This window comes from Neorhizobium turbinariae (genome assembly GCF_023223505.1).
In the GTDB taxonomy this organism is placed as follows: Bacteria; Pseudomonadota; Alphaproteobacteria; order Rhizobiales; family Rhizobiaceae; genus Neorhizobium; species Neorhizobium turbinariae.
The window spans coordinates 272,195-297,688 of the sequence record NZ_JALPRY010000012.1 but is presented as its reverse complement, the minus strand read 5'-3'; the positions used below and the strand labels follow the sequence as shown (position 1 = coordinate 297,688).

22 protein-coding genes are annotated in these 25,494 nt (G+C 62.6%); 15 read left to right on the top strand and 7 right to left on the bottom strand.

Features of this window, described 5'->3' with window-relative positions:
• Positions 1–21: 21 nt before the first annotated feature.
• The gene (gene groES, locus M0654_RS12135; RefSeq protein WP_248683298.1) at positions 22–318 is read right to left on the bottom strand and encodes a co-chaperone GroES; all 297 of its coding nucleotides are present in this window, start codon (positions 316–318) and stop codon (positions 22–24) included.
• Positions 319–607: 289 nt separating this feature from the next.
• On the opposite strand from groES, the gene M0654_RS12130 reads away from it, so the two are divergent.
• The 4 genes from M0654_RS12130 to M0654_RS12115 all read left to right on the top strand — a co-directional run bounded on the left by M0654_RS12130 (position 608) and on the right by M0654_RS12115 (position 6,374).
• Positions 608–1,456, top strand: a complete 849-nt coding sequence (locus tag M0654_RS12130) for a TIGR01459 family HAD-type hydrolase (RefSeq protein WP_248683297.1) — start codon at positions 608–610, stop codon at positions 1,454–1,456.
• 31 nt (positions 1,457–1,487) lie between these two features.
• Complete coding sequence (locus M0654_RS12125; RefSeq protein ID WP_248683296.1) at positions 1,488–2,468, top strand: bifunctional riboflavin kinase/FAD synthetase; 981 nt, start codon at positions 1,488–1,490, stop codon at positions 2,466–2,468.
• Between the two features lie 241 nt (positions 2,469–2,709).
• Positions 2,710–5,613, top strand: a complete 2,904-nt coding sequence (ileS, locus tag M0654_RS12120; RefSeq protein WP_248683295.1) for an isoleucine--tRNA ligase — start codon at positions 2,710–2,712, stop codon at positions 5,611–5,613.
• Between the two features lie 131 nt (positions 5,614–5,744).
• Positions 5,745–6,374, top strand: a complete 630-nt coding sequence (locus tag M0654_RS12115; protein WP_248683294.1) for a hypothetical protein — start codon at positions 5,745–5,747, stop codon at positions 6,372–6,374.
• Positions 6,375–6,380: 6 nt separating this feature from the next.
• Here M0654_RS12115 and M0654_RS12110 read toward each other — a convergent pair whose 3' ends face one another.
• Complete coding sequence (locus M0654_RS12110; RefSeq protein WP_118848800.1) at positions 6,381–6,836, bottom strand: nucleoside deaminase; 456 nt, start codon at positions 6,834–6,836, stop codon at positions 6,381–6,383.
• A 148-nt stretch (positions 6,837–6,984) separates the two neighbouring features.
• Here M0654_RS12110 and M0654_RS12105 point away from each other — a divergent pair, with 148 nt between their 5' ends.
• From M0654_RS12105 to M0654_RS12095, 3 genes are read left to right on the top strand one after another with little or no spacing between them, the layout of a single operon-like run.
• On the top strand, positions 6,985–8,820 hold the full coding sequence (locus M0654_RS12105) for a pseudouridine synthase (RefSeq protein WP_248683293.1): 1,836 nt from the start codon (positions 6,985–6,987) through the stop codon (positions 8,818–8,820).
• Positions 8,821–8,826: 6 nt separating this feature from the next.
• The gene (gene rsmD, locus M0654_RS12100) at positions 8,827–9,384 is read left to right on the top strand and encodes a 16S rRNA (guanine(966)-N(2))-methyltransferase RsmD (RefSeq protein WP_248683292.1); all 558 of its coding nucleotides are present in this window, start codon (positions 8,827–8,829) and stop codon (positions 9,382–9,384) included.
• Between the two features lie 7 nt (positions 9,385–9,391).
• The gene (locus M0654_RS12095) at positions 9,392–10,273 is read left to right on the top strand and encodes a patatin-like phospholipase family protein (RefSeq protein WP_248683291.1); all 882 of its coding nucleotides are present in this window, start codon (positions 9,392–9,394) and stop codon (positions 10,271–10,273) included.
• Here the strand turns inward: M0654_RS12095 and M0654_RS12090 are convergent.
• Positions 10,270–12,066 (bottom strand): monovalent cation:proton antiporter-2 (CPA2) family protein, encoded by a 1,797-nt coding sequence (locus M0654_RS12090; RefSeq protein WP_248683290.1) that lies wholly within the window; start codon positions 12,064–12,066, stop codon positions 10,270–10,272. The genes M0654_RS12095 and M0654_RS12090 overlap by 4 nt on opposite strands.
• A gap of 109 nt (positions 12,067–12,175) precedes the next feature.
• On the opposite strand from M0654_RS12090, the gene M0654_RS12085 reads away from it, so the two are divergent.
• The 6 genes from M0654_RS12085 to lpxK all read left to right on the top strand — a co-directional run bounded on the left by M0654_RS12085 (position 12,176) and on the right by lpxK (position 18,019).
• Entirely contained in the window at positions 12,176–13,522 is a 1,347-nt protein-coding gene (locus M0654_RS12085) for a TldD/PmbA family protein (RefSeq protein WP_248683289.1), read from the top strand.
• A 4-nt stretch (positions 13,523–13,526) separates the two neighbouring features.
• On the top strand, positions 13,527–14,321 hold the full coding sequence (locus M0654_RS12080; protein WP_248683288.1) for a 3'(2'),5'-bisphosphate nucleotidase CysQ: 795 nt from the start codon (positions 13,527–13,529) through the stop codon (positions 14,319–14,321).
• A gap of 81 nt (positions 14,322–14,402) precedes the next feature.
• The gene (locus tag M0654_RS12075; protein WP_118848806.1) at positions 14,403–14,645 is read left to right on the top strand and encodes a DUF4170 domain-containing protein; all 243 of its coding nucleotides are present in this window, start codon (positions 14,403–14,405) and stop codon (positions 14,643–14,645) included.
• 175 nt (positions 14,646–14,820) lie between these two features.
• Positions 14,821–16,137, top strand: a complete 1,317-nt coding sequence (waaA, locus tag M0654_RS12070; protein WP_248683287.1) for a lipid IV(A) 3-deoxy-D-manno-octulosonic acid transferase — start codon at positions 14,821–14,823, stop codon at positions 16,135–16,137.
• Positions 16,138–16,139: 2 nt separating this feature from the next.
• A complete protein-coding gene (locus M0654_RS12065) occupies positions 16,140–16,880 on the top strand; it encodes an HAD family hydrolase (protein WP_248683366.1) in 741 nt (246 codons plus the stop codon).
• Positions 16,881–16,972: 92 nt separating this feature from the next.
• The gene (gene lpxK, locus M0654_RS12060) at positions 16,973–18,019 is read left to right on the top strand and encodes a tetraacyldisaccharide 4'-kinase (RefSeq protein WP_248683286.1); all 1,047 of its coding nucleotides are present in this window, start codon (positions 16,973–16,975) and stop codon (positions 18,017–18,019) included.
• On the opposite strand, the gene M0654_RS12055 is transcribed toward lpxK, so the two are convergent.
• Both M0654_RS12055 and mutL read right to left on the bottom strand, forming a co-directional pair.
• Positions 18,016–18,249, bottom strand: coding sequence for a DUF2093 domain-containing protein (locus tag M0654_RS12055; protein WP_118848809.1), 234 nt, complete (start codon positions 18,247–18,249; stop codon positions 18,016–18,018). The genes lpxK and M0654_RS12055 overlap by 4 nt on opposite strands.
• A 65-nt stretch (positions 18,250–18,314) precedes the next feature.
• A complete protein-coding gene (gene mutL, locus M0654_RS12050; protein WP_248683285.1) occupies positions 18,315–20,141 on the bottom strand; it encodes a DNA mismatch repair endonuclease MutL in 1,827 nt (608 codons plus the stop codon).
• A 352-nt stretch (positions 20,142–20,493) separates the two neighbouring features.
• Here mutL and M0654_RS12045 point away from each other — a divergent pair, with 352 nt between their 5' ends.
• Together M0654_RS12045 and M0654_RS12040 are read left to right on the top strand one after the other, a co-directional pair.
• The gene (locus tag M0654_RS12045; protein ID WP_248683284.1) at positions 20,494–22,170 is read left to right on the top strand and encodes a response regulator; all 1,677 of its coding nucleotides are present in this window, start codon (positions 20,494–20,496) and stop codon (positions 22,168–22,170) included.
• Positions 22,171–22,262: 92 nt separating this feature from the next.
• Positions 22,263–23,627 (top strand): putative bifunctional diguanylate cyclase/phosphodiesterase, encoded by a 1,365-nt coding sequence (locus M0654_RS12040; RefSeq protein WP_248683283.1) that lies wholly within the window; start codon positions 22,263–22,265, stop codon positions 23,625–23,627.
• A 72-nt stretch (positions 23,628–23,699) separates the two neighbouring features.
• Here the strand turns inward: M0654_RS12040 and M0654_RS12035 are convergent, their stop codons facing one another.
• Entirely contained in the window at positions 23,700–24,365 is a 666-nt protein-coding gene (locus M0654_RS12035; protein ID WP_248683282.1) for a PRC-barrel domain-containing protein, read from the bottom strand.
• A gap of 162 nt (positions 24,366–24,527) precedes the next feature.
• On the bottom strand, positions 24,528–25,409 hold the full coding sequence (locus M0654_RS12030) for an SMP-30/gluconolactonase/LRE family protein (protein ID WP_248683281.1): 882 nt from the start codon (positions 25,407–25,409) through the stop codon (positions 24,528–24,530).
• Positions 25,410–25,494: the final 85 nt, after the last annotated feature.

The window sequence follows — 25,494 nt, the reverse complement described above, 5'->3', positions numbered from 1 at the left end:
TCGTTTGGGTGTCAGCGGCGATCAGCCGATGATGCCCATGATGTCGGATTCCTTCATGATCAGAAGGTCTTCGCCGTTGAGCTTGATTTCCGTGCCGGACCACTTGCCGAACAGGACGCGGTCGCCGACCTTGACGTCGAGAGCGGTGATCGAACCCTTGTCGTCGCGGGCGCCCGGGCCAACGGCGACGATTTCGCCTTCAGCCGGCTTTTCCTTGGCAGTATCCGGAATGATGATGCCGCCCTTGGTCTTTTCTTCAGACTCGACGCGCTTTACGACAACGCGGTCGTGCAGGGGGCGGAAAGATGTGCTTGCCATTGTCTTATCCCTCGATCAAATGACATTGACGGATCAGACAGATCCGTAAACTTGATTAGCACTCATCAGTGGCGAGTGCTAACGATCGCCGAGATAAGGGTGTGCCGATCGCTAGTCAAGGACGGCAGCCAAAAATTCGTTGCGATGACCGGAACCTTTCCGAAGATGCTTAACGCGCGATCGTGGTGACACCGCGGCAGGTAAAATCATCAGCTTCCGCGCAATTCTCCTTGCCATGACGGGCGGGCTTTGCGACATCACCGCCATCATTATCGACGGGTAGGCAGGTATGGCAAAGCGCATCCAGAACTTGAGCGACGTGATCGGGGGCTATGACGTGGTCCTGTCCGACGTCTGGGGCGTGGTCCACAACGGCGTCGAGGCCTTCCAGCAATCATGCAAGGCGCTTGCCCAGGCGCGGGAGGCCGGCGCGACCGTCGTCCTCATCACCAATTCGCCGCGACCGGCGCCGGGCGTGATCGACCAGATGCGCCACCTCGGCGTGCCGGACGAAACCTATGACCGCATCGTGACATCGGGTGACGTGACACAGCACCTCATCGCTGAAGGTCCGAAGAGAGTGTTCCTGATCGGGCCCGAGCGCGACCTCAACCTGTTTGACGGACTCGGCGTCGAGGTCGTCTCCGCAGAAGATGCCGAATGCATTGTCTGCACCGGCTTCTTCGACGACGAAACTGAAAAGCCGGAAGATTACACGGAGATGCTGCAGGCATTTTCGAAGCGGGAGGTGCCGCTGATCTGCGCCAACCCCGACCTCGTGGTCGAACGCGGCCACCGGATCATTCCTTGCGCCGGCGCCGTGGCTGCCTATTACGAGACGATGGGGGGCGATGTCCGCGTTGCCGGCAAGCCGCACCGCCCGATCTACGAGGCGGCACTAGCCGCAGCACACGAAGAGCGGGGCGAGTTCCCTCTGGAGCGCGTCCTTGCGGTCGGCGATGGAATGCCGACGGATGTGCGCGGCGCGCTCGCCTATGGCCTTGACCTTCTTTACATCAGCGCCGGCATCCATGTCGCCGAATACACGGAAAACGGCCAGACGAATGAGGCGCGCCTCATGGCCTGGTTGCGCCAGGAAAACGCTGCACCGAAATACTGGATGCCGCGGCTCGCCTGACCGGGTGCCCTGAACTGGATTTGAGCGTCGCATGACCGTTTTCCATCGCAATGAGAAAAAGGAACCGCTGCCCGCAGAGCTGAAGGGCGGCGTGATTGCCATCGGCAATTTCGATGGCGTTCACCGCGGGCACCGGAGCGTTCTTGAACGGGCGCTGTCCCTGGCGGAGGAACGTGGCGTCCCGGCGCTGGTGCTCACCTTCGAGCCGCATCCGCGCACTGTCTTCAACCCGGAAGCGCCCGTCTTCCGCATTACGCCGGCGCCGCTCAAGGCGCGCCTGCTGGAGGCGATGGGCTTCCAGTCCGTCATCGACTACCCCTTCACCCGTGAGTTCGCGACGCGCTCGGCCGAGGAGTTCATCCAGAGCGTGCTCGTCGACTGGCTTGGCGCAAGTGCCGTCGTAACCGGTTTCGACTTCCACTTCGGCAAGAACCGCGAGGGCGGTCCCGCCTTTCTGATGGCGTCTGGCGCCAAGCATGACTTCACCGTCTCGCTGATGGATGCCTTCCGCGACGAAAACGCCGAAGTCATTTCCTCAAGCCGCATCCGGCAATGTCTGGCCGATGGTGATGTCGTTGAGGCCGCAGGGCTGCTCGGCTACCGCTACACCATTGAGGCGGAGGTGGTCGGCGGCGAGAAGCTCGGGCGCCAGCTGGGATACCCCACCGCCAACATGCAGCTTCCGCCGGAAGCGGCGCTGAAGCCCGGCATCTATGCTGTGCGTTTCCGCCGTGCCGATGGCAGCCTGCATGACGCAGTGGCGAGCTACGGCCGCCGTCCGACGGTGACGGAAAATGGCGCGCCGCTGCTTGAAACCTTCCTGTTCGATTTCTCGGGAAGCCTTTATGGTGAGGTCTGCTCTGTCTCCTTCTTCGGGCATTTGCGCGACGAACTGAAGTTCGATGGTCTCGACCCGTTGGTCGCCCAGATGAAACGCGACGAGGAGGAGGCGAGGGCGCTGCTTTCCCGCGTCCAGCCGTTCAGCGAGCTGGATGCGAAGATCGCGTTCTGATCCCGCGAAATCTTCTTCCTTTCCAAGCCAAAACGCCGTAAGAACCGCCACCATGAAAATTTTCAGGCTGGCCCTGGTCATCGAAGCGATGATCATACGAATTATCGGCCCGGCCTTCCGCGCGGCTTGAAAGTCGGCCGGAGGGTCCGGGTTTTCGGCGCTTGTGCGGCGCCTCCGCCACCGAATTCTTTTGCGACATGCGCCGGCCCTAATTGCCGAGACGCCAGAGATGATGCTCACGATGACCGATACCGTTGATAAGCTGGACTACTCCAAGACGCTCTACCTGCCCGAAACCGATTTCCCGATGCGCGCCGGACTGCCGCAGAAGGAGCCGGAACTGGTGGCGCGCTGGCAGCAGATGGACCTCTACAAGCAGCTGCGCGCCTCAGCCGCCGGGCGCCAGAAGTTCGTCCTCCACGACGGCCCTCCCTACGCCAACGGCAACATCCATATCGGCCACGCGCTGAACAAGATCCTCAAGGACGTCATCACCCGCTCGTTCCAGATGCGCGGTTACGACTCCAATTACGTGCCGGGCTGGGACTGCCACGGCCTGCCGATCGAGTGGAAGATCGAGGAAGAGAACTACCGCGCCAAGGGCAAGGCGAAGCCTGACCTGACGCAGCCGGACGCGATGATCGAATTCCGCAAGGAATGCCGGGCCTATGCCGAAAAGTGGATCAAGATCCAGGGCGACGAGTTCAAGCGTCTCGGCATCGTTGGTGACTTCGACAACCCGTACCTGACGATGAACTTCCATGCGGAAAGCCGCATTGCCGGCGAACTGCTGAAGATCGCCATGAGCGGCCAGCTTTATCGCGGGTCGAAGCCGATCATGTGGTCGGTGGTCGAGCGCACGGCACTCGCCGAAGCGGAAGTCGAATACCACGACTACGAGAGCGACACGATCTGGGTGAAGTTCCCGGTCATCGTCGGCAGCGACCTGCTGGATGCGCACATCGTCATCTGGACCACGACGCCCTGGACGATCCCCGGCAATCGTGCGATCGCGTTTTCACCGAAGATCGAATACGGCCTCTACGAGGTGACGGCAGCCGAGAACGATTTCGGCCCGCAGCCCGGTGAAAAGCTGGTCTTCGCCGATGCCCTGGCACAGGAATCCGCGGCCAAGGCCAAGCTCACCTTCAATCGTCTGCGCAGCGTTTCCGCAGAAGAGCTTTCGGGCGTCACCTGCGCCCACCCGCTGCGTGACCTCGGTTATACCTTCGACGTTCCGATGCTCTCCGGCGACCACGTCACCGACGATGCCGGTACCGGCTTCGTGCACACCGCTCCATCGCACGGCCGCGAGGACTTCGAGGCCTGGATGGCGTGTGTGAAGGAACTGGAAGCGCGTGGCATCGAGACGAAGATCCCGTTCCCGGTCGATGACAGTGGCACCTATACTTCCGATGCCCCCGGCTTCGAGGGCGCTCGCGTCATGGACGACAACGGCAAGAAGGGTGATGCCAACGAGCGCGTCATCAAGGCGCTGATTGACAAGAACGCGCTGTTTGCCCGCGGCCGCCTGAAGCACCAGTATCCGCATTCCTGGCGCTCCAAGAAGCCAATCATCTTCCGCAACACGCCGCAGTGGTTCGTCTACATGGACAAGGACCTGAAGGACGGCACGACGCTGCGCACCCGCGCCCTGAAGGCGATCGACGACACGCGTTTCGTGCCGGCTGCCGGCCAGAACCGCCTGCGCGCCATGATCGAGCAGCGCCCGGACTGGGTGCTGTCGCGCCAGCGCGCCTGGGGTGTGCCGATCTGCGTTTTCGTTGACGAACAGGGCGAAGTCCTCAAGGACCCGGAGGTCAACCAACGCATCCTCGATGCCTTCGATGCCGAAGGTGCCGATGCCTGGTTCGCCGAAGGCGCCAAGGAGCGCTTCCTCGGCAGCGAGCATGACACCTCGAAGTGGACGCAGGTCATGGACATCCTCGATGTCTGGTTCGACTCGGGCTCCACGCACACCTTCACGCTGGAAGACCGCCCGGACCTGAAATGGCCGGCTGACGTCTACCTCGAAGGCTCCGACCAGCACCGCGGCTGGTTCCATTCCTCGCTTCTGGAGTCCTCCGCCACCCGCGGCCGCGCGCCTTACGACGCCGTCATCACCCATGGCTTCACCATGGATGAGAAGGGCCAGAAGATGTCGAAGTCGCTCGGCAACGTCGTGGCGCCGCAGGACGTGATGAAGGATGCCGGTGCCGACATCCTGCGCCTGTGGGTCATGACCACCGACTATTGGGAAGACCAGCGCCTCGGCAAGACGATCATCCAGACCAATGTCGATGCCTATCGCAAGCTTCGCAACACCATTCGCTGGATGCTCGGAACGCTGGCCCATGACGAAGGCGAGGATATTGCCTACGAGCAGATGCCCGAGCTTGAAAAGCTCATGCTGCATCGCCTCTCCGAGCTCGATCAGCTGGTGCGCGAAGGTTATGACGCCTTCGAGTTCAAGAAGATCACCCGCGCGCTGATCGACTTTGCCAACATCGAGCTTTCGGCCTTCTACTTCGACATCCGCAAGGACGCGCTTTATTGCGACGCGCCGTCTTCGCTGCGCCGTCGTTCGGCTCTGGCGGTCATCCGCAAGATCTTCGACTGCATGGTGCTGTGGCTGGCGCCGATGCTGCCGTTCACGACGGAAGAAGCCTGGCTGTCTCGCAAGCCGGATGCGCAGTCCGTGCATCTGGAACAGTTCCCGGATATTCCCGCTGACTGGCGCAATGACGGGCTCGCCGGCAAGTGGGCGAAGATCCGCAAGGTCCGTTCGGTTGTGACCGGCGCTCTCGAAATCGAGCGCAAGGACAAGCGCATTGGTTCGTCGCTGGAAGCGGCACCGGTGGTTTATGTCACCGATGCCGAGCTCATGGCTGCGCTCGAAGGCCAGGATTTCGAGGAAACCTGCATCACCTCAGGCGTCTCGCTGGTTGCCGGCGAAGGTCCGGAGGCCGCTTTCCGCCTGGCGGAAGTGCCCGGTGTCGCTGTTGAGCCGAAGCTCGCAGAGGGTACCAAGTGCGCCCGGTCCTGGCGCGTGACCAAGGACGTTGGGTCTGATCCCGAGTATCCTGATGTCTCCGCCCGTGATGCTGCAGCCCTTCGCGAGCTTGCTTCGCTCGGCCGTCTCTAGGAGCTGACTTGCCGGATGATTGCGCTTCTCGCGATCATCCGGTAAAAGTGCCTGAAATTGGCCGGATTTTACGGCCACGAGGGGAATAAGTTGTGTGTTAGGCGCGGGACGGCGCCGCTGGAAGGGTTTTGATGAAAGCGACATCTGCGTTTCGTGTCGGCCTCGGCTTGGCCGGCATATTCGCCTCGACGGCGGTGCTTTCCGGCTGCGTTGGTGGACCCACCTACGGCACCGACAAGACGGCGATGGAGCAGTTGAGCGACGACCTTGGCAGCTCGATCGCGCTTGGAAGCAGCCGCGAAGAAGAGCGCGCGTCGGTCAAGTACAATCCGCGCCCGAGCCTCGTAGTCGCCAAGGACCAGGCCAGTGCCCTGCCGGCGCCGCAGCAGTCGCTTGCCAATCGGGAAAACAACCCGAACTGGGTCGAGTCTCCCGAAGAAACGCGCAAGCGCCTGAGGGAAGAAGCTGACCGCAACAAGAACGACCCCACCTACCGTTCGCCGCTGCTCGCCGGCAAGGGGCAGGCCGGCCAGATGACCGAGTCCGAGAAGTGGGAAGCCTTCCGTCGCGCCAAGGCGAGTGCGGAAAACGTCGAGGTCACCGGCCGCCGCCGCTCGCTCTCGGATCCGCCGACCGAACTGCGCGCCGCCGATGCCGCAGCCCTCAACGATCTCGGCGAGCCCGAGACCCAGAAGGAACGGCGCCGCAAGAAGGAAGCCGCATCCGCCAAGCAGACCAGCGAGTGGTGGAAGTTCTTCTAAGGCGGTCTAGTCTTCGCGTTTCGCCTGGAAGAACTCGGTGAGCAGCCGGGCTGCCTCGCGCTCCCCGATCCCGGAATAGACATCCGGTGCATGATGGCAGGTGGGCTGGCTGAAAAAGCGTACGCCGTTATCCACCCCGCCGCCCTTCGGATCTTCGGCGCCGTAATAAAGGCGGCGGATACGACCAAACGAAATGGCGGCGGCGCACATGGTGCAGGGCTCAAGCGTCACGTAAAGATCGGCCCCTGTGAGCCGCTCCTGGCCGAGTGCCGCAGCTGCCTTTCGGATAACAGATATCTCCGCATGCGCCGTCACGTCATGGTCGGCGCGGGTGGTGTTTCCGGAACGGGCGACGATCTTGTTGTCGACCACCAGGACGGCACCGATCGGAACCTCGCCGCGTTTGCCCGCTGCTTCTGCTTCGGCAAGGGCGGCATCCATGAACCTTTCGGCATTCGGCATTTCGGCAATTTCCTCTTAACCCGGAACGCATGAACTGATAGGAAGCATGCAACTTGAAGCCCGTCCGCGGGCCTCGCTTCGTTTCAATCAACACGAACAAGAATGTCCGGATTGCTCCGTTAGACATCACGCTTCAGGCAAACAACAAATGGTTTCTAAAGACAAGCCGAAGCGCGGCGAAGGCAGGACCTTCGTACGCGAGACCAAACCCCGGGCTGAAAAGTCGGAAGGCAAGGCAGGCGGCAAGGGCGGTTTTTCCGCAAAGGCAGGATTTGGCAAAAGGGCAGGAGGCCCCAAGGCTGGTGCCGACAAGGCGGCAAAGCCTGCCCGCAAGCTGCCGCCGGCACCGGCGACGGTGGAGAGCGAGAACAAGCCCGAACGCATCTCGAAGATCCTGGCGCGCGCAGGCGTCGCCTCGCGCCGTGACATCGAGCGCATGATCATGGAGGGTCGCGTCACCCTCAATGGCAAGGTGCTGGAAACGCCAGTCGTCAACGTCACCTTCGCAGACAATATCGAAGTGGACGGCCAGCCGATCCGTGGTCCGGAGCGCACGCGTCTGTGGCTCTACCACAAGCCGGCCGGCCTGGTGACCACCAATTCCGATCCGGAAGGTCGCCCCACGGTGTTCGAGAACCTGCCGGAAGGCCTGCCGCGGGTGCTCTCCGTTGGCCGCCTCGATATCAACACGGAAGGCCTGCTGCTTCTCACCAATGATGGCGGCCTGTCGCGCGTTCTCGAACTGCCGACAACCGGCTGGCTGCGCCGCTACCGCGTGCGCGCCCATGGCGAGGTTGACCAGGCGGCGCTGGACAAGCTGAAGGAAGGCATCGCCGTCGACGGCGTCCTTTATGGCGCCATCGACGCAACGCTGGATCGTGCCCAGGGTCACAATGTGTGGATCACCATGGGCCTGCGCGAAGGCAAGAACCGCGAGATCAAGAACGTGCTCGGCGCGCTTGGTCTTGAGGTGAACCGCCTCATCCGCATTTCCTACGGCCCATTCCAGCTTGGCGATCTGCCCGAAGGCCAGGTCGTGGAAGTCCGCGGTCGCATGCTGCGAGACCAGCTCGGCCCGCGCCTCATCGAGGAAGCCAAGGCCAATTTCGACGCGCCTGTTTACAACGAAACGCCGGCAGCCGATATCGAGAAGCCCGCAAAGGCGGAACGGTCGGATTGGGCGGCACCGGGTGAACGCCAGCGGCCTGATAAGCCGCGCGGCGATCGTCCGGCGTTCCGCAAGGATGGTGATCGTCGCGAGGCAGCCCTTGGCCGCCTCGATACAAAGCGCGACGACCGCAAGTTCGGCGACAAGAACCGCCAGGGTGGACGTGGGGGCAAGCCTTTCGCACCACGAGAAGCGGAAGCCGAAGAGCGGCCGAAGAAGCGCCCGCCGATGGGCACGAGCCGCACGGCCAATGTCTGGATGGCGCCGGGTGCTCGCCCGACGGCTGATGGTCGCGAAGGCCGGACTTCGGCACGAGCCGAGGCCGAGCAGCTCTTCAAGAAGCAGGTTCCGGAAAACGATCGTCGCGTGGTGGTGAACCGTGCCGACGATGACAGCGACTGGATCCGCGCGGAATCGCCGCCGTCGCGTCCGGGCGAGGATGAGCGCGGCGGGTTCGGCCGCAAGCGCTCGTTTGGAGACCGCGAGGATCGCGGTTTCGACAAGCCGCGCGGCGAACGCAGCTTTGGCGACAAGCCGCGGTTTGACCGCAAGTCGCGCGAAGATGGCGACCGCCCCGCAAGGGCTCGCAGCGATCGTCCGGCAGGGGATCGTCCCTTCGGTGACAAACCCCGCGGTGGAAAGCCTGGCGGCAAACCCGGAGGAAAGCCGTTCGGTGGAAAACCAGGCGGTGCCAAGGCTGGTTTCGGCGGCAAGCCTTCCGGTGGACGTGGCAAGCCGGGCGGCGGCAAGCCATCCGGTGGTCGTCCGGCAGGTGGCGGCAGGCCCGCAGGCAAGCCGCGCAGCCCGAGGGGGTAACGTCTCGTGCGGATCGTCGGTGGAGAATTCCGTGGCCGCGCATTGGCCACGCCCAAGAGCAGCGACATTCGGCCGACCATCGACCGGACACGCGAGAGCTTGTTCAACATCATCGGTCACGTTTACCCGGAAGCCCTTGACGGCACCCGGGTGATCGACCTTTTTGCCGGAACTGGCGCGGTGGGGCTGGAAGCCGTGTCGCGCGGCTGCAAGACCGCGCTGTTCGTCGAGAACGGCGTTGAAGGCCGTGGGCTCCTCTGGGAAAATATCGACAACCTCGGCCTGCACGGCCGCGCTCGCATCCTGCGGCGTGACGCGACCAAGCTAGGCACGGCCAATAATGTCGAGCCGTTCCAGTTCCTGTTTGCCGACCCACCGTATGGCCAGGCTCTCGGTGAAGGAGCGCTGCTCGCGGCCCATGCCGGCGGCTGGCTTGCGCCCGGCGCGCTTGCGATTCTTGAGGAGCGGGCCGATGTGAACCCGGAGGTCGATCCGGTGTTCAAGCTGCTCGAAAGCCGCACCTTCGGCGAAACGCGAATGGATTTCTTCCGCTACCAGCCATGAGGGTGGGATGAGTATCAAGCTTGCCCTGCCGGACCGGGAGGCGGTGAAAAACCGCGATCTCACCTTTGCGGTGGCTCTGGGCGGCGGCGGTGCGCGAGGGATCTCCCACATCCACATCATCGAGGCGCTGGACGAACTCGGCATCAGGCCCGTCGCCATATCCGGCTCATCGATCGGCGCCATCATGGGTGCGGGCTGGGCAGCCGGCATGACTGGACGCGAAATCCGCGACTATGTTCTGGAACTCGTCAGCGATCGCGGCAGGCTCCTCAACCGGCTCTGGAGCCTCGGTCCGGCCAGCATGCGCGACACGCGCGGCGGCTTTCGTTTCGGGCAGTTCAACCTGGAGCGGATCCTTCACGCCCTTCTGCCGCCACAGGTGCCGGACGATTTCGCTGACCTCAAGATCCCACTGAAGGTCTCGGTCTGCGACTATTACGGGCAGGCGGAAGTCGTGCTGGAGCAGGGTGACCTGAAGCAGGCGGTTGCGGCCTCGGCGGCCCTTCCTGGCCTCTTCATGCCGATCCTGATCAACGGCCGGATCATGATCGACGGCGGCATCGTCAATCCGGTTCCCTATGAGCAATTGCTGGATCGGTCAGATCTCGTGATCGCTGTCGATGTGGTTGGCTCGCCGGAAGGCGACGGTACCCACGCGCCGTCACGGATCGACAGCCTGTTCGGCGCAAGCCAGATCACCATGCAAGCGAACAATTCACTGAAGCTGAAGCTCAACCCGCCGCATATTTTCCTGCGCCCATCCGTCAATCCCTTCAGGGTCATGGATTTTTTGCGCGCCGGGGAGATCCTGGAGATGTCAGCGCCCGCGAAGGACGATCTGAAGCGGGCCATCGATGCATTGCATATCGCTGCGGCGGCTGCGGGCTAGGTGGTCCCTTCCAGCGGCTCACTTCCTTCCTCATCCACCACGGGCACACGCTTCGGCTTGATCAGCGGCTCCGGCCGGACCGGGCTGTTGTAAAGCATCTCGCGACCGGCTCCCAAGCCTTGGGCCGCCTGGATGCGCAGACGTTCCTCATCACGGCGGCGAATGTCATCGCCAATATCTGCCGCTTCCGCCTCGCTCATGCCAAGCCCTTCCAGCACGCGACGACCAAACAACAGGCCGGATTCCAGCGTCTCGCGCAGTTCGTATTCAACCCGGTCCCGCAGCGAGAGCGAATGGAGCCGGTCGTAGGAGCGCACGAAGAGGCGCGCATGTGGGAAGTCGGCGCTGATGAGATCAACGATCCGATCGGTCACTTCCCGCTTCTGTGTCGCAACGACGACGATCTTTGCGCGCTCGATGCCCGAAGCGATCAGAACGTCGCGGCGCGTGCCATCGCCGAAATAGATCCGGAAACCGAAGCTCGCCGCCTGGCGGATACGGTCGGGAGAGTCGTCGATGACGGTCACCTCGCGTCCACCGGCAAGCAGGATCTGCGCGGCGATCTGCCCGAAACGGGAAAAGCCGATCATCAGAACGTCCGCCCCGGCGCCGGCGTAGTCTTCCGCGAGCTGCTCGCGCGCTACCTTGGGCATCAGCCGCTTCGACAGCCGCGCGCCGAAGGGAGTGAGCGCCATGGACAGCGTAACGCAACTGATCAGCAACGAGGATGTCTCGGAGGAGAAAAGTCCTGCCGAAGCGGCTGCGGTGAACAGCACGAAGCCGAACTCGCCACCTTGCGGCAGGAGGAAGGCGATCTGCACCGCATCGGCATGTGAAGAGCCCCAGAGCCGGCATACCCCGTAGATCACCAGCGCCTTGACCGCCATGAAGATCGGCACGGCAAGCGCGATGAACAGCAGGTTGTCGAGGATCACCGAGACGTCCACCGAAAGCCCGACAGCCATAAAGAACAGCGCGAGCAGCAGCCCGCGGAACGGTTCGATATCCGCCTCGAGCTCGTGGCGATAGGAGGATTCGGCAAGCATGACGCCGGAGAGGAAGGCCCCCATGGCCATGGAGAGGCCAACCGCCTGCATCGCGGCGGCCGAACCCAGCACCACAAGCAGGGCCGCCGCAATCATCACCTCGCGCGCGCCGGTGCTGGCGATGATCTGGAACATCGGTGTCAGGAGGTAACGCCCGGCAAGAACCATTGCGGTAATTGCGCCGATCGCTACGGCAAAATCGGTGAGCGGCGTTGCTGCCTCCTCCGCCGTGCCGGGGGAAAGAATGGTGACGAGCGCGAGCAGCGGCACGATGGCGAGATCCTGGAAAAGCAGGATGGAGAAGGATCGCTGCCCATAACGGCTGCTCATCTCACCGGCGTCGGTAAGGATCTGCATGGCAAAGGCTGTCGATGAAAGGGCAAGGCCAAAGCCGATAACGAGGCTTCCCCGCCAATCAGTGACGGCTGCAGCGTAAGCCAGGCCGCTCATCAGGATACCCGACAGCACGACCTGCGCCGGGCCCAGTCCGAAGACATCGCCCCGCATCTGCCACAGGCGTGATGGCTTCAGTTCAAGCCCGATGACGAAGAGGAGGAAAACGATCCCGTATTCGGAAAAATGCAGCACTTCCTCGGTATCGATGATCCGCTGCAAGACCGGGCCGATGACGATGCCCGCCGCAAGGTAACCGAGGACAGTGCCGAGCCCTAGCTTTCGAAACAGTGGGGCGGCAACCACCGCGCCAGCCAGAAGGAGCAGCACTTCATAAAACAGGGACCCGGGCATGCAGCATTACTTTCTCGTCATAGACCGACGATCCTCAAGATTTGGTGCGCCGCCCTTGATGGTTCTGATAGTGGACAATAAATGGGACGGCAACGAAAGGCTTGCAATCATGACATCCGAAATCGACTCCGCTGCATTGCTCTCCCGTGCCAGTGAACTGGTAGCTCTGGCCAAGGCGGCGGGGGCCGATCAGGCGGATGCTGTCGTGGTCCGTTCCCGGTCGCGCTCTGTCAGCGTGCGGCTCGGCAAGGTGGAAGGCACCGAAGCATCCGAAAGCGACGATTTTGCGCTGCGCGTCTTCGTTGGGCGGCGCGTCGCAAGCGTTTCGGCCAACCCCGGTTTCGACATGAGGACGCTTGCCGAGCGGGCGGTCGCCATGGCCAAGGTCTCGCCTGAAGATCCCTATGCCTGCCTGGCGGACGAAAAGGATCTCGCCCGTTCATATCCCGACCTGGACCTGTTTGATCCGACCGATGTGCCGACCGAAGATCTTCGTTCTGCTGCGCTCGAAATGGAGCAGGCGGCACTTGAAGTCCCGGGCATCTCGAACTCCTCTGGCGCCGGAGCATCTGCCGGTCTCGGCGGGCTCGTGCTTGTCACCTCGCATGGTTTCTCGGGAAGTTATGTCGCAAGCCGCTTCGGCCGTTCCGTCAGCGTCATCGCCGGCGAGGGCACCAGGATGGAGCGCGACTATGATTTCGACAGCCGTCTTTTCGCAGCAGACCTCGATGATCCAAAGATGATCGGTCGTCGCGCCGGTGAGCGTGCAGCCAAGAGTGTCAATCCGCGCCAGGTCGATACCGGCAGCAACGTCACCGTGGTCTTCGATCCGCGCATTGCCCGCGGCTTCGTCGGCCATATCGCAGGGGCCATCAACGGCGCCTCCGTTGCCCGCAAGACCAGCTTCCTCCGGGACAAGATGGGGCAGCAGGTCCTCAAATCCGGTCTACACATCACCGACGACCCGCTCATCGTGCGCGGATCCTCCTCTCGGCCCTTCGATGGGGAAGGCGTGAAAGGCGAGCGCCTCGTGATGATCGAGGATGGCGTCCTGAAGCACTGGTTCCTGTCGACCTCGACGGCGCGTGAACTCGGCCTCTCCACCAACGGTCGCGGTGTGCGTGGCGGTACCTCGGTTTCACCGGCCTCCACCAATCTGGCGCTCGAGCCTGGCGATATCTCGCCGGAAGACCTGATCAAGTCGGTTGGAACCGGCTTCTACGTCACCGAGTTGATCGGCCAGGGCGTCAACATGATCACCGGCGAATACAGCCGCGGCGCCACCGGCTTCTGGATCGAGAATGGCGAACTGACATATCCGGTCTCGGAGGTCACGATCGCCTCCAACCTCAAAGACATGTTCATGCGGATGACCCCTGCCAGCGACATCGACCGGAAGTTCGGCATTGCCTCCCCGACCATCGCCATAGAGGGCATGACCCTGGCGGGACGCTGATCCCATGGACACGGTGAGCGAGCAGTGGCGCCAGGATCTCGACCTTATCATTGACGCGGCACGCGAGGCGGGTGAAATCGCCCACGGGTTCTTTGGCGCCTCGCCGGAAGTCTGGTGGAAAAACGAAGGCAAGTCGCCCGTCAGTGCCGCGGATTTCGCAGCCAATGACCGTCTGCAGAGCCTGCTCCTGAAAGCCCGGCCGAACTATGGCTGGCTCTCGGAAGAGACCGACGACGATACCGCCCGGCTCACCATGGACACGCTATTCGTCGTCGACCCGATCGACGGGACACGTGCCTTTCTCAACGGCGAAAAGACGTGGTGCGTATCGGTCGCCGTCGTCCACCGCGGCAGCCCGGTCGCCGGTGTGCTCGTTGCCCCGGCGCTGAAGGAGGAGTTCTCCGCGGTCGCTGGCGGTCCGGCCTTCAAGAATGGTGCGCCTGTTTCCGTCACGAGCGGGCGCAATGGTTCGGAACTGGTGATCGCCGCCGACGAGGCGTTGGTGAAGCGCTTTGATCCGACCTTCCGCAGCGATGTGCGCCGTGTCAGGCACGTACCATCACTTGCGTATCGTCTGGCGATGATCGCCGATGGCCGTATCGACGGCACGGTCGTCAAGCGCGACTCCCACGACTGGGACCTCGCGGCAGCGGACCTCATTCTCGACCGCGCGGGCGGCTGCCTGACCGACCTTGCCAGCAACAGGCTCACCTATAACCGCGAGAGCGTCAGCCACGAGATGCTGGTCGCCGGCGCACCGCATGCCGTTGGCAGCCTTCTGCCGCAGCTGCACCCTTAAAACATCGGGTTGACGTTTCCGGGTGAATGCCGCAGATGATGGCCTCACGCGGGAGGAGCCTGAACGAACGGACAATAAGAAATGACGGAAACAAGCGATAAGAAGCAGCTTTTGCACCTGGTCTTCGGCGGCGAGTTGAAGAGCCTCGGGAGCACCGAGTTCAAGGACCTTTCGAAGGTCGATATCGTCGGCATCTATCCAGACTATGCGAGTGCTCTCGTCGCCTGGCGCACCAAGGCGCAGCAGACGGTGGACAATGCCGAGATGCGGTACTTCATCGTTCACATGCACCGCTTGCTTGATCCGGATGCCAAGTCGGCCTGAGCAAGGTCTCTGGTGCAACCGGCAGCCCGTCCAGCAATCCGAGAAGTGATCCGGCAGAGCCCGTTTTTGACGCATTTGTAACAGACAGAATCTCCATTACGGATGTTCATCGGAGAACAGGCAGATCGATGGCGGCCATGTTGCACCAAGGGGTTAGGCACCAAGGGGTTAGGCATTGAGCAGCTTTCCTGCACGCACGGCCCTTCTTGCCTACCGGGCAGCCGGCGTCGCACTTTATCCGCTGGTCGGTCCTTACCTGACCTACCGGGCGATGAAGGGGAAAGAGGAACGCTCCCGGCGCCTGGAGCGGTTCGGCTTTGCAAGCCTTGCGCGCCCCCGCGGTCCGCTTGTCTGGGTTCATGCCGCAAGCGTCGGCGAGACGCTTGCCATCCTGCCATTGATCCGCGAACTGCGGCGCCGCGAAATTCACGTGCTCCTGACCACCGGAACCGTCACCTCGGCGGCGCTGGTCCGCTCGCGGCTCGGCGATGAGGTCATCCATCAGTATGTGCCGCTCGACCTGAAGTTTCCGATCAAGCGCTTCATCGCCTATTGGAAGCCGGATGCCTGCATCACGGCGGAATCGGAAATCTGGCCCACCACCATCCTAGAACTGACGCGTCGGCACATCCCGCAGATCCGCGTAAATGCACGTATCTCCGACCGCTCCTTTGACCGCTGGCGCAATCGTGCCAGCCTTGCCGAGGCCCTGTTCGGCAAGATGTCGCTCGTCGTTGCGCAGTCGGACCTCGATGCCGAGCGCTTTCGCGAACTCGGCGCTTGGCCGGTTATCGTTTCTGGTAACCTGAAAAGTGACACAGACCCTCCGCCCTGTGACGAGCAGGTGCTGCAAACCTATCGCAAGCAGGTCGGCAATCGTCCCACCTGGGCTGCTATTTCCACCTTTGAAGGCGAAGAGAAAACCGCAGCCGCCGTGCATGGTGCGCTGAAGCCGAAGATGGGACAACTGACCATCCTCGTGCCGCGTCATCCAGACCGGGCCGATGCGATCGAAGCCATGCTGAAGGAAGCCGGCCTCAACGTCGCAAGGCGCTCTCGCAATGACGAACTGACGTCTGAAACGGATGTCTTCCTCGGGGATTCGATCGGTGAGATGGGGCTTTACCTGCGCCTGACAGAGATCGCCTTTGTCGGTCGGTCGCTTTCGGGCGAAGGTGGGCAGAACCCGCTGGAGCCTGCCTTGCTCGGTTGCGCCATCCTGTCCGGCCCCCATGTGCAGAATTTCCGCGATGCCTACCAGCACCTCGTGCGCAAGGGCGCGGCGCGCATCGTCAAGGATGCCGACATGCTGGAGAGGGCCGTGCACTACCTGCTGGCAAACGACATGGCACGGATGAAGATGGTGGATGCGGGGCATGACGCCATGGAAGAAATGCGTGGGGCGCTGTCGAAGACGGTGAAGGCGCTGGAGCCATACATCAATCCGCTCACGGTCAGTGCGCGTCTGCAGCCAAAGAGCGCGGCGATCTGATGATGGAAGCCAAGGCAAGCCAGGACGTGCTGGAGAACATTGCGGGCATTCTGTTCGACAAGGACGGCACTCTGCTGCTTTACGACGAAAGCTGGGGCCCGGTAAACCGCGAGGCCGCGCGCATCGCCGCCGCCGGTGATGCCGACCTTGAGCCGCAGCTTCTGTTTGCGGCGGGGATGGATCCTGTATCCGGCCACACCCGCGCAGACAGCCTCTTTGCCGCCGGTAATGCGGCGGAGATTGCCGAAGGCCTCGTTGCTGCCGGCTCTCCCCTGGCGGTCGGTGAATTGACGCAGCTGCTGGATGAGCTCTTCGTGCGCGCCACGGAGTTTTCCGTTGCCGTCACGGATCTCGCCGCGCTGTTCGCGAGCCTCAAGGCGCGGGGCTTCAAGATCGGCATCGCCTCGAGCGACAACGAGCAATCGATCCGCCAGACCGCCATCCGCTTTGGCATTATCGACATGGTGGATTTCATCGCGGGCTATGACAGCGGCCATGGCGTCAAGCCGGAGCCGGGCATGATCCTCGGCTTCTGCCAGGCGACGGGCCTTCAGCCTTCCCAAGTCGCCATGGTCGGCGACAACAATCACGACATGCATATGGGAGCAGCGGCTGGAGCCGGCCTGAAGGTCGCGGTGCTGACCGGCACGGGCTCGCGCGAAACGCTTTCGGCGGCCTCTGACATCTGCCTTGATGACATCACCGGGCTTCTGTCGCTTTTCCCGCAGAAGCTCGCCGTCTGACCTCAAGCGACCGCGCCGGGTCTTGCCTTTTTGGCGAAACTACCATCTTTTCCTCGTTCAATACGGGTCGGGTCTGCCGGAGACGGAAGTATATGGTATCGGAAGCGCCGCCATTTTGGTGGACGAAAGCGGATTGGCGTGCCTGGGGTCTTTCCCCGTTCTCCTTCATCTATGGGCGAATTGCGGGCCGCCGCATGCTCAAGGCGCGCCGTGCCAGCGTTCCTGTTCCCGTCATCTGCATCGGCAATTTCACCGTCGGTGGCGCCGGCAAGACGCCGACAGCGATCGCTATAGCGCGGGCGGCCAAGAACAAGGGGCTGAGGCCGGGATTCCTGAGCCGCGGTTACGGCGGCACGCTGGATGTCACCACTGTCGTTGATGGAGAACATCACCGCGCCGAGGCCGTTGGCGACGAAGCGCTCCTGTTGTGCCGGGAAGCGCTTACTGTCATTTCGCGTGGGCGCGTCGATGGCGCCCGCAGGCTGGTGGAAGGGGGCGTTGACCTCATCATCATGGACGACGGCTTCCAGAGCGCTCGCCTTGAGCTCGACTTTGCGCTGGTGGTGATTGACACGGTCCGTGGCATCGGCAACGGCCACCTCGTGCCTGGCGGCCCTGTGCGGGCGCCGATTGCCGAACAGATGCGGCAACTGTCAGCCATCCTGAAGGTGGGGGAGGGCACAGCAGCAGATGCGCTGGTGCGCCAGGCCGCACGCGCCGGAAAGCAGATCCACGTCGCGTCGCTCGCGCCGCGGCCGAACCCGGAAATCGCCGGCAGAAACCTGTTTGCCTTCGCCGGTATTGCCGATCCGGAGAAATTCTATCGCAGCCTGCAGCAGGCGGGTGGGCTGGTGATGGCCAAGCGCGCTTTTCCCGATCATCATTATTTCACCGATGACGAGGTGGCGGAACTCCTGGCGGATGCGGGGAAGGACGGCTTGACGCTCGTCACGACTGCCAAGGATTCCGTTCGGCTCGGCGGTCACCACGGCCCCAAGCAGGAACTGGCAAGCGTTGCGCAGGTGCTGGAAGTCGACATGACCTTCGATGACCCCAATGCACCGGGCAAGATCATCGAAACGGCGATGGCGAATTTCAGAAACCGCCGCCTGAAGGAAGCAAGCAGCCCGAAAGCTTAAGCCTGCCTTTGCGTGGGAAGCACACCGGCGCGTTTGTCGGCCTCGAGCGCGGTCGCGCAGTCAACATAAGGCTCCTGCCGCGCCACGCTCCAGTAGCGCAGTTCATCGATCGGGATCTGGGTGCCGGTGATGGCGCAGACGACGTAGGACCCGGCGGTCAGGATCTGGTAGTCGCCGTCCAGATACCGGATTTTCGCCTCGCGGAAGCCGCTGCCTTCGAACCGGTTCATCTGTCTTCTCCTACGGAAAAACATGGCGCTCCTCTAACGCGATACGCTCGCAAAGGCCAGCACTTTCAGCTTCGCCCAAACAGCCGCTCGATGTCGGAGAGCTTCAGTTCGATATAGGTGGGGCGGCCGTGGTTGCAGGTTCCGGAGCCGGGCGTCGCCTCCATTTCCCGCAGCAGCGCGTTCATTTCCTCAGGCTTCAGACGCCGTCCGGAACGGACTGAGCCGTGACAGGCCATGGTGGCGGCAACATATTCGAGCTTCCCGCGCAACCCGCCAGCAGTGTTCCATTCGGCGACCTCGTCGGCAAGGTCGCGCACCAGCGATGCAGCATCCACCTCGCCAAGCATGGCAGGCGTTTCGCGCACCGCGACGGCGCCCGGGCCGAACCGCTCCAGGGCGAGCCCCAACCGATCGAGCTCTGCCGCGTGGGCGATCAGCCTGTCGCAGTCTTCTTCCGGCAGGTCGATGATCTCCGGGATCAGCAACACCTGGCTCGGCAGGCGGCGACCGTCGAGCGCCTTGCGCATCGCCTCGAACACCAGCCGTTCGTGGGCGGCGTGCTGGTCGACGATCACCAGCCCGTCCTCGGTCTGCGCCACGATATAGTTCTCGTGAACCTGCGCCCTTGCTGCGCCCAGCCGGTGCCGCTGGATCTCGGTGTCCTGCGTCGCCTGCACCGGATGGGTGTTCGGCATGTCCGCCCGGGCGGCGGGCATGGTCAGAGTATCGAAGACCGCCTGGCCGCGTTCGGCAAACCCCGCGGTGGCGAATGGCTCAAGCGGGCGCGACGGCGAGGATGCCGCAGTCCATGACGTGGTCCGCGCCGCCTGATAGGTTGCGCCACCAGGATTGAAGCCCGGCCGGAACGCCTGCATCAGCCCGGCGCCGCCGGTCGTTGCCGCCCGGTCACCCTCGCGATGCAGCGCCTGGCGGATGGCGCCGACGATCAGACCACGCACGAGGCCGGGATCGCGGAAGCGTACATCTGCCTTGGCGGGATGCACGTTGACGTCAACCAGCGCTGGATCGAGGGTGATCGAAAGAACCGCCACCGGATAACGGCCGGACGGTACGCTCTCAGCATAAGCCCCGCGGATCGCCGACAGGATCAGCTTGTCCTGCACCGGACGGCCATTGACGAAGGCATATTGATGGGCCGAGTTGCCGCGGTGGAAGGTCGGAAGGCCCACGAAGCCGGCAAGCTCGACATCCTCGCGGGCGGCATCGATCTGGATCGCGTTGTCGCGAAACTCGGCCCCCAAGACCTGCGCCATGCGGGCCAGATGGTCGTCGCCGGTCGCCGGAAATTCCAGTGTCGTGCGGTCGGAGCCGGACAATACGAAGCGGATTTTCGGAAAGGCGATCGCCATCCGCTTGACGATCTCGGTGATCGCACCCGCCTCGGCGCGCTCGGTCTTCAGGAACTTCAGCCGCGCCGGCGTCGCAAAGAAGATGTCGCGGACTTCGACCACCGTGCCGGCATTGGCGGGCGCCGGGCGGACGCCGGCGGTTTTGCCGCCGGTGACCGAGACCTGCGATCCTTCGCTATCGCCGTGCCGGCGGCTGGTGATCGTCAGCTTGGCCACCGAACCGATCGAGGGCAGCGCCTCGCCGCGAAAGCCGAGGGTACGGATATCGTCGAGCGTACCGGAAATCTTGGAGGTGCAGTGCCGCCGGACCGCGAGATCAAGGTCCGCTGCGCTCATACCGGATCCGTTGTCTGTGATCCGCATCAGGCTCTTGCCGCCGCCGGCGGTGGCAATCTCGATACGCGTCGCGCCGGCGTCGATGGCGTTCTCGATCAATTCCTTGGCGGCGCTGGCAGGTCTTTCGATGACCTCGCCGGCGGCGATCTGATTGATGAGGGTTTCGGGCAGCTGTTGAACGGGCATGCGCCATTTTCGCGGATTCGGACCGGCAAGGGAAGCCCGTGCCGGTACGGGTCAACAATCGCACGAGAGCGGCATCTTGCTGTCGTCGATTAACAGCCCCTTAAGCTAAAACCGATAACCAGTTGCATCTGATTGGATGAACCCGGGGAAGCGCCAGCTTCCCGCACGCAGCAGGGATGGCGGCCAGCTGGGCACCGCCATACGAGACCCGGTTGCGCGCTGAAGACTTGCAGCCAGCATGTGCCTACCCCCTCCCACAGTGACTCGCAGCGAGGATCAACATCCCAGGTGTGATTGCCGGACTGGTGGCCGCGTTGGACCATCAGCCTGAAATGGATACGGAGTTCATCCTATGAATGATTTGCCGTCGGCGGACGCGAACATTCAGACTACGATGTTGGAAGTCATCTCCGAGTGCATCACCGGAGGTGTCCTCGTTTATGACAAGAACGACCTGATCCTCTTCGGCAGTCAGCAGCTTCTTTCCCTGCTTCCGATCACGCCAGCGGCAATCGCGCGCGGCACCCGGCTTCGTGACTTCATGGGCGCCGTCTACGATGGCGGCGGGCGCTTCTTGTGTGAAGGACCGAACCAGCGCCGCGTGCTGGGCCGCGAGGACTGGATCGCCGAACAGATTGCCTCGTTCTGGAAAGAGCGGGTGGACACGGTCGAGCGCCGCGGCACCGACCGCTGGCTGAGTTTTTCCAAGCGCCGGCTGGCCTCCGGCTTCGGCATGTGCCTCGTCAAGGACATCTCGGAACACAAAAAGCGCGAAGAGCAGTGGCGTTTTGACATGGAACGCGTCCAGGTGACCGAGGAGGTGCTGGACAACCTGCCGTTCCCGGTAAGCGTCAGGGACAGCAAGCTCGCCTATGTCGCCGTCAACAAGATGGCTGCCCGTTTTCATGACCTGCCGGTGGAAGCCTTTCTTGGCCGCACCGGCGCAGACGTGCATCCCCCGGAGGTGGAGAAGCGGCTCGACCCGATCAATCGCGAAGTGCTGGAAACCGGCGAACCGAAGCAACTGCCGGAACTGGTGACGCGCCCCAATGGCTCGCAGATGGCGATCATCGCCCACAAGTACAGGATCGGTAAGCCCGGCCGCTATTATCTGGTGACGGCAATGGAGGACATCACCGATCTGGTCGATGCAAGCGAAGACGGCAATACCGTCACCTCCCGCGTGCGCCTGCAGGCACTAACGCTCACCAATCTGATGGGGCGGCACAACCATGCGGCAGGCACGTCCACAGATGCGGAGCCGCTGCCGAGCCTCGTGGACAAGCGCATCCTTGTCGTCTCCGCCGACTTGCGCCGGTCGACCGAAGCACTGGACGTCGTCGCGGCGATGGGCGCCGAGAGCGTTTCGGTTCGCAGCCTCGCCGAGCTCCAGCTCTTCCTGAAATTCGCCCAGGAAGCGGGTCTCGCCATCGATCTCCTGGTAATCGACGCCGCGATGGACAGCCTGTGCTTCGAATTCGCCCGCCAGTCCGGCATCAAGGCGATCGAGATCGAGGCCTTCGAACTGAAGCAGGACTTCGCCTATCGGCTTGCCCGCTGCCTTTCCGGTTCCAGCGTTGAACCGGAACAAGTGGTGCAGGATGACTGGCAGATCACGGTCGTCGGCAGCGACAAGCCGCAGCTTGATATCCTCGTGGCGGAGGACAACGAGGTCAACCAGATCGTCTTTTCGCAGATCCTTGACGGGCTGGGCTACAGCCACGTGATCGCCGCCGATGGCGAGGAGGCGGTGCGGGTGTGGACGGAGCGTTCGCCGCGCCTCATCCTGATGGACGTCACGCTGCCGAAGCTGAACGGTTATGAGGCGAGCCTGAAAATCCGGTCGCTTGAGACGCCGGACAACAGCATTCCGATCATCGGCGTGCTGCCGCTCGCCTTCGATCGTGATCGTGACCAGTGCATCGCATCCGGCATGAACGACGTCATCCTGAAGCCGATCAGCCCCGAGGCTCTCGAGAACCTCTTCAAGACACATCTCGATGTGTCGCCCCGGCAGAAACAGGCCTGACCCCGAAGGCTAATCCTTCCGCGCAAACGCATCTTTTTCTTAATCTTTTTCTCGCATCTTTCACCTGGATTTTGGGAGAGCGATGAATTTTGATGAAGCCGGCGGGGAACATAATACCGCAAGTCAGCCATAACGAACTGCAGGCCATGGCCTACAGCGATCCGCTGACAGGGCTTGGAAATCGGTATCGATTGCGCGACAAGGTGAGGCTGCTTGCCGCCGAACGCGCCCAGGATCCGGCCCCCTTCACCATCTGCATCGCCAACCTTGATGGCTTCAAGCCGATCAACGACCTTTTCGGTGCCGAGGCGGGCGACGAAATCCTTTGCCAGGTGGCGCATCGCCTGAAGGCCTGCATCCCTGACGGCGCGACGGTGACGCGGCACGACGGTGACGAATTTGCCTTCGTGCTGCCGCTGATTTTCGAACGCCAAGGTGCCGAACGCATCGGCCAGATGATCCGCGACGTCCTGTCGGCGCCTTATGACCTCGGCGACCGCAATGTGCGCCTCTCGGCCTCCTTCGGGTTCGCCGTTTATCCCTTCGCCGGCGAAGAGTTCGAGGAGCTGCTGAAGAGTGCCGAAACGGCGCTTTATCGCTCAAAGCGTCGCGGCCGCGGGCAGATCACCGTTTATTCTCGCGAGATTGCCCAGGAAATGAAGCGGGCGACGCAGCTCGAGCAGGCGCTGCGCAATGCCGTTATTGCCGATGCGGTGGACGTGCATTTCCAGCCGATCGTGCGCATTCACGATGGCGCCGTGGTTGGCTTCGAGGCCCTGGCGCGCTGGATGGACCCGGATATCGGTTCCGTGTCACCGGCAGTCTTCGTGCCGCTTGCGGAAGAGCGTGGTTTCATCGATGCCCTGTCGGAAACCCTGCTGCGAAAGGCCGCCGAAGCCGCCCTGTCGTGGCCGCGCGAGCTTTTCCTGTCTTTCAACCTGTCCTCGGCCCAACTGATGGACCCCGGCACGACCGACACCATCCTCTCGACCCTGGCGCGCGTTGGGCTCGACCCGCGACGGCTTGAGCTGGAAATTACCGAAACGGCGGTGATGACATCGGCCGATACTGCAAGCCGCATCATCGCGGACCTGCGCAATCACGGCGTAAGGATCTCGCTGGATGACTTCGGCACCGGGCAGTCGAGCCTCGGCCGGCTTCGCGACTTCACCTTCGACAAGGTGAAGATCGACCGTGCCTTTATCTCGCAGATCACCACGGATCGCGCCTCTGAGCATATCGTCAAGGCGATCATCGCCATGTGCGATGGCTTGAATCTGGCCGTGGTTGCCGAAGGCATCGAGCAGAAGGCCGATGCCGACAAGCTGAAGCAACTCGGCTGCGGCATGGGGCAGGGGTATTATTACGGCAGGCCCGTGGATGGCCCGGCGACCCTGCGTTACCTGCACGATCACTTCCGCGAGTTCATGTCGATCGAGCGCAGCGAAAACCGCTAATTGCCAAAGAGAAAGGCGGCGCCATTGGCACCGCCTTCCTTGCAGAATGACAAGCTGTCACCCGTTCCAGGCTTACTTGCTCGGAGCCGGGGCAGCCGGGGTGGTTGCTGCGCCGCCAGCGCCAGCACCCGTACCAGCACCGGTGCCGGCAGCAGGCATGGTCGAGGACGTAGTGGTCCGGTCGGCTTCAGCCTGCTTGTCGTCAAGCGTCTTGAATTCCGGAGCAGCCTGAAGCGATTCAGCCGTTTCCGTGGTCGTCAGGCGAACTTCGTTGTTGTTTTCAGCGTCGCGGGTCATGGTGATCTTGTCCATCGGGACTGCGACGTCCTTCTGGCCGATGCCGAGGAAGCCGCCAACGCCGATCACTGCAGCGACGATGCCGCCGTCTTCTTCCATGATCAGGTCGGTGACGTTACCGATGCTCTTGTCGTCAGACGTGTAAACGGACTTGCCGATGTAGTCATTGGCGCTGATCTGGTTCTCAGCCTGCTCGGTGATGTAGCCGCCAGAAGCTGCTGCCGTGTCCGTTTCGGTTTCCGTGGAAGTGGTTGCTGCGCTGTCAGCAGGCTTCGCTGCATCAGCCGGGGCAGCCGGAGCGGCAGGCGTTGCCGGAGCCGGGGTCATGGGTGCTGCCGGCGAAGCCGGTGCTGCGGGCTCGGTCTGGGCAGACGCCGGTGCAATGGCGGTGGACGCCATGAGAACTGCTGCTGCGGCCATGGTGCTGAGGGTCTTCTTCATAACAATCCTACCTTCCTGTTCTTGTTAAACTTTCTGAACACGCGGACTTGGCAGGTGCCGCCGCGCTGGTTCGAAGGGAGAATGTTGACGAAGACTTTTGGTTCCGATGAAATGAAAGGCGAGTGCTGATTAGATTTTATGCACTCGCCTGTGAGCTATGCATCAAAGAAGGTACGCGGGTTCTGTAGGGCACTCGATCGGCGCGGTGATCTCAAAGACGTTACCGGCCTGTGGGTCTGCGGCCCGTTCGGCGGCATCAAGCCCTTCCCGCGAGGAGGTAATTGCCAGCCGCCCGCTTCCGATGAAGACAGGGCAGGTCGTGCGCTTAGCGGGCAGCAGGTGGCGCGACAGGTGTTGGCCATCGGCAGAATAATGATCGACCGCACCTTCGCCCCAGCGCGCATTCCAGATCGAACCGTCGCTGGCGCAGATCGAGCCGTCGATCCCGCCGGGTCTGCCGCTGTCATCCAGCAGCAATTGCGGCTCGGCAACGGGCAAGCCGGTGGCAGGGTCAAGTGCGACCCTCATCAGCCTGTTGACCTTGGTGTCAACGAAATAGCCAGTTGAGCCATCGGGAGAAAAACAGATCGAGTTCGGAATGCTGATCTGGTCATAGAGCTTCACGACTTCGCCCTTGCGCACGCAATAGATGGCGCCGGCGCCGATCTCACCCGTCTTGCTCATCGTGCCGATCCACAGGCTGCCGGACGGATGCACCCGTCCGTCATTGGAGCGGTTGCCCGGCTTGTTCGGCTCGAGCTCGTGGTACAGCGTCAATTCCCCAGTCGCACGGTTGCGTAGGAACAGGCCCTTGTCGCTCGCAAGAAGCTGCCGTTCGGCATCGACCGCGGCCAGCACGCTGCCCATGACAGGAAGATCGTGCTGCGTTTCCTTGTTTGTCGGCAGGTGAAGTTCATGCAGTTTCTTGCCCAGGATGTCGAACCACCAGAGCGTTTGCGTGGCGGCCTCGAAGCTTGGGCCTTCGCCAAGTTCGCAAGGAGAGGCGGACAGGATTGCTCCTTCAAAATTGTAGGTTGTTACCATGCGAAATCTCCAATTGCGGTCTCGGGTGCGGAATCTGTATCATTAGCAAGCAAGTCCGCAAATGTCCCGTGGTGGGGCCGGTGAT

Coding starts and splice junctions, on each gene's coding strand:
- M0654_RS12035 (WP_248683282.1), bottom strand. CDS start 24,365: ATGAAGAAGACCCTCAGCACCATGGCCGCAGCAGCAGTTCTCATGGCG.
- M0654_RS12045 (WP_248683284.1), top strand. CDS start 20,494: ATGAATGATTTGCCGTCGGCGGACGCGAACATTCAGACTACGATGTTG.
- M0654_RS12065 (WP_248683366.1), top strand. CDS start 16,140: ATGGAAGCCAAGGCAAGCCAGGACGTGCTGGAGAACATTGCGGGCATT.
- M0654_RS12110 (WP_118848800.1), bottom strand. CDS start 6,836: ATGCCGAATGCCGAAAGGTTCATGGATGCCGCCCTTGCCGAAGCAGAA.
- lpxK (WP_248683286.1), top strand. CDS start 16,973: ATGGTATCGGAAGCGCCGCCATTTTGGTGGACGAAAGCGGATTGGCGT.
- M0654_RS12105 (WP_248683293.1), top strand. CDS start 6,985: ATGGTTTCTAAAGACAAGCCGAAGCGCGGCGAAGGCAGGACCTTCGTA.
- M0654_RS12040 (WP_248683283.1), top strand. CDS start 22,263: ATGAAGCCGGCGGGGAACATAATACCGCAAGTCAGCCATAACGAACTG.
- mutL (WP_248683285.1), bottom strand. CDS start 20,141: ATGCCCGTTCAACAGCTGCCCGAAACCCTCATCAATCAGATCGCCGCC.
- M0654_RS12095 (WP_248683291.1), top strand. CDS start 9,392: ATGAGTATCAAGCTTGCCCTGCCGGACCGGGAGGCGGTGAAAAACCGC.
- M0654_RS12030 (WP_248683281.1), bottom strand. CDS start 25,409: ATGGTAACAACCTACAATTTTGAAGGAGCAATCCTGTCCGCCTCTCCT.
- ileS (WP_248683295.1), top strand. CDS start 2,710: ATGACCGATACCGTTGATAAGCTGGACTACTCCAAGACGCTCTACCTG.
- groES (WP_248683298.1), bottom strand. CDS start 318: ATGGCAAGCACATCTTTCCGCCCCCTGCACGACCGCGTTGTCGTAAAG.
- M0654_RS12125 (WP_248683296.1), top strand. CDS start 1,488: ATGACCGTTTTCCATCGCAATGAGAAAAAGGAACCGCTGCCCGCAGAG.
- M0654_RS12080 (WP_248683288.1), top strand. CDS start 13,527: ATGGACACGGTGAGCGAGCAGTGGCGCCAGGATCTCGACCTTATCATT.
- M0654_RS12075 (WP_118848806.1), top strand. CDS start 14,403: ATGACGGAAACAAGCGATAAGAAGCAGCTTTTGCACCTGGTCTTCGGC.
- M0654_RS12130 (WP_248683297.1), top strand. CDS start 608: ATGGCAAAGCGCATCCAGAACTTGAGCGACGTGATCGGGGGCTATGAC.
- M0654_RS12115 (WP_248683294.1), top strand. CDS start 5,745: ATGAAAGCGACATCTGCGTTTCGTGTCGGCCTCGGCTTGGCCGGCATA.
- M0654_RS12085 (WP_248683289.1), top strand. CDS start 12,176: ATGACATCCGAAATCGACTCCGCTGCATTGCTCTCCCGTGCCAGTGAA.
- M0654_RS12090 (WP_248683290.1), bottom strand. CDS start 12,066: ATGCCCGGGTCCCTGTTTTATGAAGTGCTGCTCCTTCTGGCTGGCGCG.
- M0654_RS12055 (WP_118848809.1), bottom strand. CDS start 18,249: ATGAACCGGTTCGAAGGCAGCGGCTTCCGCGAGGCGAAAATCCGGTAT.